11 protein-coding genes are annotated in these 14,386 nt (G+C 54.4%); 3 read left to right on the top strand and 8 right to left on the bottom strand.

Going from position 1 to position 14,386, the window contains the following annotated elements; genetic code table 11:
• From WNY38_RS14235 to WNY38_RS14250, 4 genes are all read right to left on the bottom strand, one after another.
• Entirely contained in the window at positions 1-1,131 is a 1,131-nt protein-coding gene (locus WNY38_RS14235) for an ABC transporter permease (RefSeq protein ID WP_342858021.1), read from the bottom strand.
• Positions 1,132-2,121, bottom strand: coding sequence for an ABC transporter permease (locus WNY38_RS14240; protein ID WP_342858022.1), 990 nt, complete (start codon positions 2,119-2,121; stop codon positions 1,132-1,134).
• Positions 2,122-2,213: 92 nt separating this feature from the next.
• Positions 2,214-4,124, bottom strand: a complete 1,911-nt coding sequence (locus tag WNY38_RS14245) for an ABC transporter substrate-binding protein (protein WP_342858023.1) — start codon at positions 4,122-4,124, stop codon at positions 2,214-2,216.
• A gap of 96 nt (positions 4,125-4,220) precedes the next feature.
• Entirely contained in the window at positions 4,221-5,366 is a 1,146-nt protein-coding gene (locus tag WNY38_RS14250) for an ROK family transcriptional regulator (RefSeq protein ID WP_342858024.1), read from the bottom strand.
• Positions 5,367-5,491: 125 nt separating this feature from the next.
• On the opposite strand from WNY38_RS14250, the gene WNY38_RS14255 reads away from it, so the two are divergent.
• Genes WNY38_RS14255 through WNY38_RS14265 form a run of 3 tightly spaced genes read left to right on the top strand, consistent with a single transcriptional unit; the run spans position 5,492 to position 7,717 of the window.
• Positions 5,492-6,268: an inositol monophosphatase family protein gene (locus WNY38_RS14255; protein WP_342858025.1), complete on the top strand. Its 777-nt coding sequence runs from the start codon at positions 5,492-5,494 to the stop codon at positions 6,266-6,268.
• A complete protein-coding gene (locus WNY38_RS14260) occupies positions 6,265-7,284 on the top strand; it encodes a hypothetical protein (protein ID WP_342858026.1) in 1,020 nt (339 codons plus the stop codon). Before WNY38_RS14255 ends, WNY38_RS14260 begins: the two co-directional genes overlap by 4 nt.
• A 13-nt stretch (positions 7,285-7,297) precedes the next feature.
• Positions 7,298-7,717: a hypothetical protein gene (locus tag WNY38_RS14265; RefSeq protein WP_342858027.1), complete on the top strand. Its 420-nt coding sequence runs from the start codon at positions 7,298-7,300 to the stop codon at positions 7,715-7,717.
• A gap of 615 nt (positions 7,718-8,332) precedes the next feature.
• Here WNY38_RS14265 and betC read toward each other — a convergent pair.
• From betC to WNY38_RS14285, 4 genes are all read right to left on the bottom strand, one after another.
• Positions 8,333-9,898 carry a choline-sulfatase gene (betC, locus tag WNY38_RS14270; RefSeq protein ID WP_342858028.1) on the bottom strand — a complete coding sequence of 522 codons (1,566 nt, stop codon included), beginning with the start codon at positions 9,896-9,898 and terminating at the stop codon, positions 8,333-8,335.
• A gap of 59 nt (positions 9,899-9,957) precedes the next feature.
• On the bottom strand, positions 9,958-10,947 hold the full coding sequence (locus tag WNY38_RS14275) for a TAXI family TRAP transporter solute-binding subunit (RefSeq protein ID WP_342858029.1): 990 nt from the start codon (positions 10,945-10,947) through the stop codon (positions 9,958-9,960).
• Between the two features lie 73 nt (positions 10,948-11,020).
• Positions 11,021-12,871 (bottom strand): TRAP transporter fused permease subunit, encoded by a 1,851-nt coding sequence (locus WNY38_RS14280; protein ID WP_342858030.1) that lies wholly within the window; start codon positions 12,869-12,871, stop codon positions 11,021-11,023.
• Positions 12,864-14,096, bottom strand: coding sequence for an ROK family transcriptional regulator (locus tag WNY38_RS14285; protein ID WP_342858031.1), 1,233 nt, complete (start codon positions 14,094-14,096; stop codon positions 12,864-12,866). Before WNY38_RS14285 ends, WNY38_RS14280 begins: the two co-directional genes overlap by 8 nt.
• Between the last annotated feature and the right edge of the window lie 290 nt (positions 14,097-14,386).

The raw sequence follows: 14,386 nt of genomic DNA on the forward strand, positions 1-14,386 counted from the left end.
TTAGGTCTTTCCATATGGGTCGGAGGCATCGCGCAGCCCGTCGCCCAAAAAATTGAAGGCAAGAACGGTAACGACCACGGCCAGTCCGGGGATCAAAAGCCAAGGAGACTGACTGATAGCCTGAAGGCTTTGCGCATCTTTAAGCAGCACCCCCCAACTTACGGCAGGGGATTGCAGGCCAAGGCCAAGGAACGACAGTGCGGTCTCGGCAAGGATCATCTCGGGGATCGATAGGCTCAGCGACGCGATGATGTGGCTCGCGAAGGATGGCACCATGTGACGCAGTATAATCCGCATTTCCGAGGCACCCGAAAAACGGGCGGCGAGGACGAAGTCTTCTTCTCGCAGGGCCAAGAACCTTCCCCTGACCACGCGGGCGATGCCTGTCCAGCCAATGATGGATAGGATGACTGTGATCATCAGATAGGTGACGAGGGGGTCTTGTCCGGGTGGAACGGCTGCGGCCAGACCCATCCACAAGGGGATCGTCGGTAGCGATTGAAGAAAATCGATTGTGCGCTGGACGGCCGTATCGATCCAACCGCCGTAATAGCCCGACATCCCGCCTAAGACGATGCCGATGACAAAGGAGAACGCAACACCGACCAGGCCAATCGACAATGAAACGCGCGCGCCATTGATGATGCGGGACAAGACGTCTCGACCAAGTGAGTCAGTGCCAAATAGGAATAATGTAGCTTTCCGGTCAGGTTTTGCGATCCCGATGAAGCGCGTTTCAAGTGGGATGACCCCCCACATTTCATAGGGTTCGGATGGTGCAAAAAAGCGAAGTGGGTATTTTGTTGTGTCGTCTTCCACGTAAGATAGACGCCGTGTGACTGGATCACGCTCGCCTTTCAGGGCGCGGACGTATGGCAACGCGAGGCTGCCGTCCGTGTCTACGAAGTGGATCGCCTGCGGAGGGGTCAAAACGTGCCGCCTGTTGATCTCGCTGTGATCGTAGGGGGACATGAATTCGGCGAAGATCGCTAGAAAATATAAGAACCCGACGATATAAAGGCTGACAACAGCGAGCTTATGACGTCGGAATTTGGCCCAACCCAAGCGAAAGCCCGACGCTTCTGCGTAGGATTTCAAGGCATCCGATTCATGTTGAGACATATCAGTCATTTAGGCCTCGTCAAATTGAATGCGGGGGTCAACAAGCGTCAGCAATATGTCCGAGATAAGTGTGCCGATCAGGGTGAAAACGCTTAGAAGGAAGATATAGCTACCGGCCAGATACATGTCTTGTGAAATCAGCGCGCGCAGCAGCATCGGTCCGGCCATTGGCAGGTTTAGTACAATGGCAGTTGTAACAGCACCGGAAAAAAGCTCCGGGAGTGTTGTGCCGATTGTCGACAGGAACGGATTTAAGGCCACGCGCACCGGATAACGTAGGACAACCCGCCATTCGGGGAGGCCTTGGGCGCGGGCGGCCTCTACATATGGTTTTTGCAGTTCGTCCAATACGTTTGCACGCATCTGCCGTATCAGGCTGGCGGCTCCCGATGTGCCAAGCACAATAATGGGCAGCCACATATGGGTAATCAAATCGCCAACCTTGGCCCATGACCAAGGGGCATTTGCGTATTCCGGCGAAAATAATCCGGAGACATCCACACCCCAGTAAGAAAACGCCAGCCACATCAAGATCAAAGCCAACAGAAAATTGGGCGTGGCCTTTCCGATAAAGCCAAGGATTGTCGCGATATAGTCGAAGGCTGAATAGGGCCTCACTGCGGAATAGATTCCGATGGGAATGGCGATAATCCACGTCGCAACGAGTGTTGTGACCGTGACCGCGACGGTCAGCACCATGTATTGGCCAATAAGGGATGACACAGGCATCCGCCATTCAAAGGAATATCCAAGGTCGCCATGTGCGAGCATGGCCCACATCCATTTGCCGTATTGGACTATGAAAGGTTGATCAAAACCAAAGCGCTCGCGCAAGCGTTCAACAACTTCGGGGCTATAGTCGCCCTCGGCCCCCATCTGTGCCTCAAGCACAGTTAGATAATCACCGGGAGGCAGTTGGATGATCGCAAACGAGACTATGGAAACTGCTAACAGGGTCGGGATGAACCACAGAATGCGGCGAATGATATATGCGGTCACTGAATTGATCCTGAACGGCGAGGTTGGGTCGTAAATCGGTACGCGCCTTTATAACCAAGGCGCGTACCGTTTGTGTCAAAGTTGTGGGAAGGTCATTCTTTGAGGTAGAGCTGTTCAGTCGGGATGATGCCAATATCGCGCGTGATGTCATCGCGAATGTAGCCTTCGGGGAAGTTGCCCACGCGGTTCGACCGGATGTACAAGCTCGGAGCGGCACCGACAACACCAATCCAGTTGGGTTCTGCCGCATGTAATTGGAGGATTTCCGCCCCGATTTGGGCCGCTTCGTCCAGTGAACTGGCCGTGAGCGCGGCATCAACCTTGTCCCAAACCTCATAGAGCATATGCCCCTCAGGAGGTGCGACAGCGAAATCCTTGCCGCGATCAAGGCGATATGCGCCCCATGCGTTCGCCCAAGGCTGATCCGTAATCGTCGCAGCATAGGCAGCTGGATCAATCAAGAAGAACGCAGCGCGGCCCATGGGCCAGTGTCCCATCATCACCTCGTTTGCATTGACGCGATCCAGATAAAGTGTGCGTTCCACTACATCGAGCGATGTTTTCACACCGATATCGCCCCAGAACTCGCTGACCAGTTCCAACATATCGATGTTGGATGCAAACAGCGGCGTCGTAATGATGATTTCCAATGTCTCCCCATCGGGACGCAGACGGTAGCCGTCGCCATCGCGGTCCGTCAGGCCCAATCCGTCAAGCAATGCATTGGCTGTGTCGGGATCGTATTCGGCCCATTTGGCGATCAGGTCTGCGTTGTAGATTGCAGAGCCCTCAGGCGGTCCGGCTTGCATGGGTGTGGTTAGCCCCGCAAAAACAATCTCGTTGATGGCTTCACGATCAAGCGCGATGTTCAGAGCCTGCCGGAAGTCAGCCGTTTGGAACAACTCCGCCATGACAGTGTCGTTCGTCGTTTGGTTTGGCCAAAGCGTATCGACCTCCAAACCACTCCAGACCACGACTTCATAGTCGCCTGCAGCTTCGTTTTCCTTAAAGAAAGGGAAGTTACCGACGCCCATATGGCGCTGCTGCAAGTCGATACGGCCTTGCGCAACCCATAGGTTCAGCGTTTCAGGGTCCTGGAACAAATCATGGGAAATTTGATCGATATAAGGCAACTGGTTTCCCTCAGTATCAACCGCATAGTAATAGGGGTTCCGTTCAAAGATCACCTGGTTCGCAGGGGGCGGGGTGGACACGGTCCAAGGCGAGAGCGTTGGCAGTTCGGGGTTCAACCAAAAGCTTTCTGCCTTACCACGACGCCCCCAAAGGTCTTGCCAACTCTCAACCCCAAACGACTCCGCTGCGGCTGCCAGCTCTTCTTCCGATGCGTAATTGGGGTGGAACTGGCTTAGATAGTGAGCGGGAGATGCCATCCAAACGTATTCCCGACCAAGCCGCGTGATAAACAATGGTGACGATTCGGTAAACGTGACCTTAAACGTCAGATCATCAATCGCGGTAACAACGGCTCGACTGTCACCCTGCTGTAGCAAGGACGGCCATGGCCATGGATTGTCATCTCCTACGACGTCCTCGAAGTAAAACAGCACATCTTCTGTTGTTACTGGATATCCATCAGACCATTTTAGGCCTTCGCGAATGTTGAATGTGAATTCGGTCGAATCTTCGTTGACTTCGTATGATGACGCCCAAGCCGGTTCGATGCCAAAAACACCGGGTGCTGTTTGAACAAACCGCACAATCCGCGGTTCCATCAATTTTTGCGGACCACGATCGTCGGACGGGCCGGTAAAGGCGCGCCGCCATACTCCGCCATAGGTTCCGATTTCATTGTATGGCGCGATAACACGTGGTTCGACCGGCAGGCGCTCGTCCACGGCTGGCAGTGTTCCTGCGGCGACTTGCTCGGCGAGCATCGGAGCTTCCGAATAGTCTTGGGCCCAAGCTGTAGTCGTCATCAATAGGGCGGAAAGCCCCACGGCGAGCGTAAAGCCCTTCGTTGGAATAAGTGTCCTAATCTGCATTGCATACCTCGATTGTTGCGCATTGACCCGTCGGGCCTTCTTGCGAGAATGATGCAATTATAAGTTTCCTAAAACAACTTAATTTTTGTAATTTGTTTATGACACCCAATTTATGCGGTCTTTTCCCTCCCAACTCTCACTCTCAATCGGCAACCACGCAGCCCCAATAGCATTGGCAAACGTATCAAATTTACTTGGTGCGATTCGCACCGGGCTGAGCATCTTTCCGGACACGTGGTGCTTCATTTGCGCCGAAAGCTTGGCGGCAAGAAGGGTGGTTACACCCGTCGGCAGCATGCCGGTCAAAACAATCTGCTGTGGGGCCGTAATGATATGGAGCATCTGCACAAGTGGGTGCAGCTGCTGTGCGGCGCGTGTGACCCATGCCTCAATGAGGACGTCGCCCTCTGTAGCGAACGCCCCCAGATCATTAACGGTCGGCACGTTGCGTCCGGCGGATCGCATGACGGTCAACAGATCGTGTGCCGAGGGGCGCGGCTGGAGTGCCGGAAAGAGCGTGCCAATTTCTCCGGCCAATCCGCCCGTCCCTTGATGGATTCGCCCTGAAAGCATCAGGCCAAGTCCAACGCCATGACCAAAGTTGATGGCCGCCAGGTCCATCGGCATAGCGCCGTCCGCTGCGTAAGTTTCAGCAATCGCCGCAGAATTTGCAATGTTTTCAACAAATACCGGGCAATTATAATTGACCCCAAGCCAAGTACAAAGCGTTGCGACGTCCAGCCAATCGAGCGTTGGTGGGATGACAAACTCCTTCTCTTTGTCAGGGCGCAGGTGCCCCGGAATGGCGAGGCCCAACCCTACGAGCCTGCGTGTTTGAATGGTGTGGTCGTTCAAGATTTCGTCAATCTGGGACCGCAAGATATTCTTTAATTTGTTTGGATCCCGACTCTCAAATGGCGTTTTACTATGGGCCAGTTGATGGCCAGCATAATCCATTGCAACGACGTCTAGGCGCCCATACGGAAACGATATTCCGATAGAAACGCCACCATTTCCATCCACTGTTAGCGGCACGGCGGGCTGGCCCCTCATTCCTGAAATTCGATCAAGTTCTTTAATGAGCCCTAGGTCAAGAAGGTCACGCACAAGGCGTGAAATCGCACCGGGTGTTAGTCCCGTTGCTGGGCCCAAGTCAGCGCGCGTGACCTTTGTTTGGCGGCGGACAAGATCGATTATCCGCTGTTGGCTAATCGAGAGATCAGGGCGTTCGTGATTGGTCATTAAGGCTCTCTTCAAATTTTATCAGACCATAACGAACAGTCGCGCAGACCTCCAATATGAAAATTTTAAGTTGACAATTGCAATTTAATTGGCAATTCCTGTTTTGAAACAGATTTCGGGACCCCATGCCTCATAACAGCTACAGCCGCCGCCTAGAACAGTCCGTCCGCATCGCCAACAACGGCGCGCGTTTGGCACTGGAATATTTTCATTCCCGCAGCAGTTTGGACATCAGCACCAAAAGCCCGGGCCAAGCTGTGACGGATGCCGACCTCGCGGTTGAGGCACAAATCCGGGCCGACATGGGCACCACGTTCCCGGGTGAACTGATCGTCGGGGAAGAGTTCGGTGGCGTTGGCGGCCCAGAATACTGGACCCTTGATCCTATCGATGGGACTGCAAATTTCCTCAACGGATCGCCCCTTTGGGGCGTTGCGATGGGTCACATGACGGACGACGCCCCTGATTTGGGTGTTATTGTGTTGCCTCTACTGGACTTGGTTATTGCGGCAGAAGGCACGGATCTGTTTGTGAATGGAGCGTCGTTTACGCGGACGCCGCCGCCTATCCCTACGATTTCGCTTGGTCAACCCAACGATGCAACCCTGACCGAGACGCTCGAATTGCATGCGGTATACCGAAAGGCCGGATACGGGGTGTACCATTGGCGGTGTTCTGCGGTGTCTTTGGCTTGGGCGGGGATAGGGCAAATTTCTGGCCATCTTCATAGCGCCACAACACTTTGGGACAGCGTTCCTGGTGCCGCGATCTGTCAGGCCAGCGGCCTGGATACGAGGATGGGTAAAGATAGCGATGGAAAGCTTTGGATCAAGGCGGGAGATGCCGCGCTTCATAGGTATTGCGATGACCTGTGGTCTACCGACGACGATGGGGGTGCATGATGGATCTTCGCGTGACGATCAAATTCCTGAAAGAAAACCCTCATAGGGGACCTGCCGTTCGTCTACGCAGCACACTGACGGTGTTTGAACATGAAGACCCGCGTTACTGTACCGACAACCCGTTCGAGACTATTTTATGTTTGATCGTGCCAGAGATGACCGAACAGATTTTGCAGTTCCAGCTTGCCGCACCTGTCCGGCGCGTTGTGTTAGGCAACAACGATCTGGCCTTTGAAACGACCCGCGACAGTTTGACGATAACGTTGCCTCCGCTCTCGAAGCATACAGATAGAACTGCAGACATGCATATGATCGTTCCCTTTGAGGGTGTGGATCTCAGGGTTGAAGTCCCGAATGAACTTCAGGCTAATGGGAAATACAGCACTGATGATTTTCCCAACAAGGCACGTCAGGCGGCGACGGTGTTGGAATTTGCGCTGCTTGAGGCTGTGCAGCGGCTTGGGCTTGATCAAACAATCGGGCAGGGGCCGTGTGGTCCAATTTATATCATGGGGTTTGATACAAATAATCCGTGTGGGCATACCGATTGGCCGCCGCACGTTCATCTTCATATGGCGCGCCCTTCGCTTGGCGCCCCGATTGGGCACTACTATTTTGACGATACCCTGCGCGTTTCGCATAATGCTATGTACGCCCGAGGATCTGGCGTGCCAAAAGGTACATTTAGAGAGGGCGAACACTGCCCTCATCTTGCCCCTGACGGGTCCGTTTTGTTTGATCTGATGATCACGCAAGACGGCGGTTTTGAACTTGCGGATGCAGATGGACGAACCGTCCGGATTGCAGCGCTGTCAGACGGATTTGATCAGGGTGCGCGTGTGTTGGCGGGTGAAGGTACTACGATCATCAAGGCCGATTTGAAGATTGGAACCGGAGAAGTTGTTATGACTCGAGACGGTGCTGCAACACGCTACCAATACGATCAAGACACAGGCCAATTCCTGTCGTTTTCTAACAACACGCAAAAACGTGACCCGGCTAAGGTCTTGGCATGATGGAAACGTGGCGATGGTTTGGGCCAATCACGCTCTATGGCCACCCTCGCGGGCCTGCGATCACTACGTCAGCTTTCTCATCCGCACGGCGGCAGCTGATCCGTTTCCGGTCGCGGTCGTGTCGCTGTTGCCATGCTTCTGGATTTATCAGCGTGTCGGTGCCGCGATCCATGCACAAGCGGTGGCAGATCATCCCTATCGCGCCTGGATTGATACCTATGCCAGCGAAGCATTCGAGGCATCGGTTCAGGGCATGCTTGATCTGACGGACGTTGTGGGAAAGGCCGCCGACACATCAACACGGACGGCCATGCAGAAAGCCTTTGCCGCGTCTACCTGGCATGAGTGGAAATTCTGGGACAGCGCATATCATCGGAATGGATGGGTGTCGCCGATAAACACGCATGAAATCAAGCCGCATGCGTCAGCTTGAAAGTGTGAGCGATTGTATCTTAGCTATGTCGAAGCGGAGAGTACAAACATCGCCCTCCAAATCGGCGTCTTGACATGTTTTCAAACCACCCTGACTTACGCGACCCCAAAAACCCCGTTCGAAGACTAAGTGGTTGTTAATTTTTTGACTGTTCTTGGTGAGCCGACATTCACTCACAGTGCGGCATAGACGGCTTGGGCTCAGAGCGGCCGTCTGCTACGATCAGGTCCAACGTCGGCTTAGGGCCGTTCGCTCGACTTTGCAAAGTACGCTTTCTGCGCATAGCTGCCGTCAGAACACAGCGCAGCATCTGTCAGTTAGGGCTCTCTCCCGTCATTCGCTGCATTTTGCATCGATGTCGGCTGTACAGCAAAGCCGCCATTAGCTTCAAGGGGCGTCGATGACTGCTTTGCGGAACAAAACCGACATTCGTTTTTCCTGTTTCGCTCACGCAGCATTCTCGCGCGCGCAGCAACAAATTTTCGGCAACGCAGCGACGTTCACCAAACCAGCCATTGGATAGGGCAAAAGCGGGTGGATTCCAAACTGACCTTTCGCTGCGCAGTGTTCGAACAGGCAGGGACTGCCCTGCCTGTCACTAAGCTTCAAGCAAAATCAGCTTTCGGTGTCGCGAGGGTGCTGTGGTTTCGCAGCCGGAACATAAGGGTATCGCGCCTTGCGTTTGATGTCGGTCGTGCTCTTGATGCTTGGGTTCGGGCGGACATACTCTTTGGTGCCATCACGTGGGGGCGTATAATCCCATGCCGTCGTCGCGCCAACGTGGATGGCCTTTTGGACAACCCGTCGTCGCGCCTGCACTTTCATGACGTCTTCACGGATTGCGGGCAGATCCCAACCCGACAAGATTTCGTCGCGCATTTCCTGCGCAAGTTTGCTGTGGGTTGAAGATGTCGCGAGATTTGTCAGTTCAAGCGGGTCGTTGTTCAGATCGAACAACAGCCCCGGATCGTCGCCGCAATGGACGTATTTCATTCGGTTTCGACGAAGAATAACGGCCGGATCGTACACCCCTTCGGCCATATATTCGACGATGACTTCATCGCAGCGCGTGGTGTCCTGCCCCAAGAGCATAGGCATCAAGCTTTGCCCGTCTAGCGGTTCAACCAATTCCACCGGCGTGTCCGGGCTCGCAATATCAAGAAATGTTGGAAACAGATCCATGAGTGATACCGCGCGCATTTCACGTTTTGGCTGCTCGACGCCAGGAATATGGGCAATGAGCGGCACTCGGATTGACGGCTCAAAGGGATTGAATTTGTACCAACTGCCCCTTTCCCCCAGCATTTCGCCATGGTCGCTTGCGAAGATCACGATCGTATCCTTGTCAAATCCGGTTTCAGCCAGTGTTTGCAGCAACATCCCTATCTGGTCGTCCACAAAGCTAATCATGCCATAGTAACAGCGGCGCGCGCGCATCAGTTCTTCTTGAGAAACTTCATATTCATCTTGGAGAATGGTGCGGAAGTACCGCTGTGCCCACGGATCGAGGTCTTCATAAGGTATGGCGGGCACTGCAGGCGCTGGAATGTCCACACCTTCGTAGCGGTCCCAATATTCTTGTGTGACAATAAAGGGATTGTGAGGGTGCGTGTAGCTGACGCACATCATGAACGGCTGGTCGCGATCGGTGCGGGCATAATCAAACAGACGGCGCCGCGCCGCATAGGTGACTTCTTCGTCATAATCCAATTGCATGGAGCGCGCGCAAAGCCCGGATTCGATTGCGCCGGCGGGGCTCATTTTGGAGGGAGAGTAGACTTCGTCCGTTTGGGACCAATCCGCAGCCCAAGTGAAATCGGAAGCGTAGATGTCGGTTGTCACGCGCTCCTCAAAGCCGTGCAGCTGGTCTGGGCCAACAAAGTGCATTTTGCCCGACAGGCATGTGCGATATCCGGCGTTGCGCAGATAGTGCGCGAAGGTTGGGAGAGAACAGGGAAATTCGGTTGAATTGTCATAGGCGCCGACTTTGTGCGGCAATTGTCCGGCCATCATCGAAAATCGAGAGGACGCACAGATGGGGCTCGGGCAATAAGCAGCGTCGAATACCGTGCCCTCGCCAGCGAGACGTTCCAAATTGGGGACAAGGGACGGACCGCCATGCATTGGCAAAGCGTTGGCCTGCATTTGGTCGGCCATTATGTAGAGAATATTCTTCGGCATCTTGTATCACCTTACTGTAAAACCCCCACGGCGCACGGCAGCGCCGTGGGGCAAACGCATTAGTTGGAGGGGTATTTTGCCGCAAACTCTTCGATCCCGGTCACACCGATCTCACGGTAATAGCGCAGCGCGCCAGGGTGAAGAGGGGCCGCAAAACCGTTCAGGACCGTATCTTTGGTAATATTGGCCAGTGCAGGGTGAACCTGCGCCAATTTGTCGGTGTGTTCCATGATCACTTTGGTCATCTCATACACCAGATCTTCTGATAGATTTGCATCAATCGTCATAGCGTTGCCGTTGCCATAGACCGGAGTGTCTGTGTCGACGCCATCATAAAGGCCCGCAGGCAAGACGACGCGAAAGAAGGCAGGGGCCACAGATTGCAGCGCTGTGAGTTCTGTGTCTGATACGGGATGCAGCGTCACATCATGGGTCGTCGCCAATTTGATAACAGGCCCAAGCGGGATACTGCCATCCCACAAAACCACATCAATATTGCCGTCAGCCAAGCCGTCGAGCATTGGCCCGAGACGTACTTTGAAGGCTTCATAGTCATCGCCGTCTTTGAATCCAAGGCTGTCCATGAGCGCAAGATTGTCCAACAGACCTGTGCCACCAGGTTGCCCCATGCCCACGCGTTTGCCTTTGAGATCTTGCAAGCCAGTGTACTCGGTATCCCCAACGGTCACGATATGCATGTAAGTGGGTGCGATGGACATCCAGCTGAGCGCGCGGCCCGGCTCGACACTCGAGAAAGCGCCTGTGCCGTTATAAGCATCCACCGCCGCGGCTGTGGTGTTCATAGCGACTTGCAATTCGCCTTCGCCAAGCAGACGTGCATTGTCGAGGTAGCCTTTGGTGCCTTCCGCAACGGCTTCGATCCCGTCGATGTTACGGTTGAGCAAATCTGCAATGCCCGCTGTCCAAGTGTAGGACGTGCATCCCACTGGGCAGGAGCCGAAAGATATATATGTTTTGTCTTGCGCACTTGCGCAAAGCGTCGTGGCGAAAACGAGTGCAGCTGCACCCACATTGCTAAGTATATTCACGTTTATTTTCCTCTGTTGGGGCCATTTTATGGCCAGTTTTGCCTCTATTTTTGAGTGCTTATTTTTGGTATTTTCAGGCATTCGCTGTTTGTGACTGTTGCCGCCATTGCAAAAAGCTGATGCCTATGATGATCGCCGCGCCGAGCGCCACGCCTTGCCACCCCAAAAGCAGGATGGCGAAGCTGGCAGCGCCCATGGCCGCGCGTTCGATAAAATTTAAAGGCCGGAGCCAAAAGCCGGAGACCATCGCGGCAAGGCCGATGCCGACGATCACCGCATTGAGTGCCGCCCACGCGACTTCCCCCCATGAGCCAATACCCAAAAGGGATGGACGCAGGACGATCGCATAGGGGATGATAAAGGCCGAAATGCCATAGACGGAGGCGGTTGCGGCAATTTTGAGAGGGCTGGCTTTGGCGATGCCAGCTGCTGCATAAGCGGCCATGGCAACAGGCGGTGTGATGGACGACAGCATGGCGCTGTAAAACACGAAGAAGTGCGCTGCCAAAAGCGGGACACCCAGCTCCACCAAAGCAGGCGCGACAAGCGTTGCCACCAAGATATAGGCAGCAGCGGTGGGCAGCCCCATGCCAAGCACGAGGCTGGCAAGCATCGTCAGAATGAGGGCCAAAAACAGGCTGCCACCGGACAGGGTGATGATGAGTGAGCTGATTTTTAGTCCAACCCCGGTCAATGTGATGATCCCGATCACCATCCCAGCAGAGGCGCAAGCCACCGCGACGGGCAAGATTGATTCCCCAGCGGATTGGCAGATCTGCAACACTTTGCGCGGGGTGATCCAAGTGGCGCGTTTCACATAGGCGGCCACAAAGGCCACGGTGATCGCCCAGAACGACGAATACATCACAGAATAGCCCTGAGAGAGCGTGAAGATCAGCGTGGGAATGCCCAAAAGGAGATGGCTTGATGATTTGAATGTCTGCAGGACGCTTGGGGTCTCTTCCGCGGACAGTGGTTTAATGTCGTATTTGAGCGCCTCGAAATGGACCACTGCAAGCAAGACAACGTAATACACCAGCGCTGGGATCAAAGCGGCCAAAGCGATCTTGAGATAAGAAATTCCCGTTGTTTCAGCCATGATGAAAGCAGAAGCCCCCATCACCGGCGGCATCAGCTGCCCCCCTGTCGAGGCGACGGCCTCAACCGCGCCTGCCACATGTCGCCGGTAGCCGCTGCGGATCATCAGCGGGATGGAAATGGTGCCGGTTGTGAGCACATTTGCAACGGCTGTGCCGGAGACCATGCCCATCAAGGTCGAGCCAACAACAGAGGCCTTTGCAGGTCCGCCGCGCATTCGGCCTGTGGTGCCTGTTGCAATGTCCATTAACGCATTGGCGCCACCGGTGCGTTCTAAAATAGCGCCGAAAATCACGATGGTAATGACGTAGGTGGAGCTGACCATCAAAGGTGTGCCGAATATCCCGCCGCCACCGATGTACATCTGCGACACCACGCGCTCAGCCGAATACCCGCGATGTGATAGCAGGTCAGGCATCCAAGGGCCCACAAAGGGAAAGACCAGAAAGATCAAGACCAAGATCGCCATGGGCGGGCCGACAACCCTGCGCGTGGCCTCAAGCAACAACACAATGGTGCCAATTCCGAACCAAAACTCCAAGGATGTCATTTCGCCATACCTTGCAGTGATCGTCTCGTAAAATGCGACGTGATAAAAGATGAGCGCAAAGCCGAGCAAACCAAGGCCGACATCAAGACTGCGCTGAAGCGCAGAGCCAGCCGGCTTCGCGGTAAAGGCCAGAAACAAAATCAAAGACAGATGGACGCCTTGTTGCAGGATGTCTGGCCAGACCCCGAAATAGGCCGTGTAGACGCCAAAGCCACACAGGACCATAGCGGCAGCAGCGCGGGCATAAGACAGCATTTGTGAAGGAAGGTTAAGCATGGTTGGACCTCGCATCCGTGGCTGAAACCTGAGGCAGGGCCAGCTTTGGTGAAAAAAAGAATTCATCCATCGCCAAATGTGCAGCAGCGGCAACATCCGGCGTGGTATCCATCGTGTAGCTTGGCTTGGTCGCGACGTCCCCTAGCCGCACAACATCCCATGCCTCACTAAACCCCTCGGCAAAATCTGGTGATACGGCCATGGCCCCGACCACCAGCACCATATCTGGGTTCAAAAACAGGCATGCCTCTGCCGTCGCATGGGCGAGGTTTTTGCCAGCATCCCGCAACAATTTAGAGACCTCTTTCGGCGCAACGCCCTCAAGCAGTTCTGTCAAAGCATCTGCATATTGATTGGTATGCGCGCCCTGAAACGTGCGGTCCTTGACGCGGCCTGATCGCGCAAGGATAGACCAGCCGGATGCAACAGTATTCAGGCAATCGTTTCGGCCGCACGAACACGTCAAGTCATTGGGTGTGACACGCGCGTGGCCCAATTGACCGGCTTCGAACGTATAGCCACGCAAAGGCTCACCGGCCTGCGCAAAACTAGAACCACAGGTTGTGCCTCCGCTGACAAGCAGCGTGCTGTGACGTCCGTTGGCGATTCCGAAGCGATGTTTGGACATGTTCATGGCATTCGCAAGATTTTCGACGACAACATCAAAGCCGGTCGCCGCCTTCAGTTTGGCGGCAAAAGATATGTCTTCCCAACCTAGATAGCCTGCACGGGTCACCGTACCGTTGGCGCGATCGACAATACCGGAAACCGTCGCCCCCATCCCGAGGATGCGGGATTCATCTATGTCTTCACCTATCAATAGTTGCTTCAAAGTCATTGCAATCGCTTCGACCACGGCATCAGCGTCAGATACGTCCTCGCACGAAAACGGTAAGCGGCACTGAATGTGCCCGGTAGCATCAACGCAAACCAGTTCATTCGTGAAGGCTGAAACGGTTACGCCAATAAAAAACGCCCCATCCGGCTTGATTTCGAGTCGGGCGCTGTGACGCCCCGGCCCAGTGAGGTTCGTTCGCTTTCCCCGCGTTGCGATCAGGCCCGCATCCATCAATTCGTTGACGATCCGGGTTATGCCCATCGACGAAAGACCGATGGCCTCTGCCAAATCAGTGCGCGTCGTGATTCCGTCCGCCACCAATCTCAGTACAAGGCTTCGATGGTACTTTCGGAGGGACTGACTGTTCATCGCTGATATATTAACCATCTGTTAGTTATTAATTGATTCGCTATTCCAATCAAGAGTTTTGAATCTGAGTGTAAATATGCAGAATTCGAACCGGACGGCGTTCGTAAAAAAACACTGGAAAGCCGCTGCAAGGCAGCGCGGTCATATGCATGTGTTCAACAAATAAAGTTGCTATGGAATGCGCACTCGGCCCAAATGTATGTACCGGCTGCTGTTCGTAAATGATTTCTGGCATGTTCTCGGAAGTCGCTCATATGTATTCGGCCTGTTGATCGACACGCAGGTCGTGGCCTTGTTGGGGTTACGCA

The organism is Pacificibacter sp. AS14 (assembly GCF_038899935.1).
Lineage (GTDB): Bacteria > Pseudomonadota > Alphaproteobacteria > Rhodobacterales > Rhodobacteraceae > Celeribacter.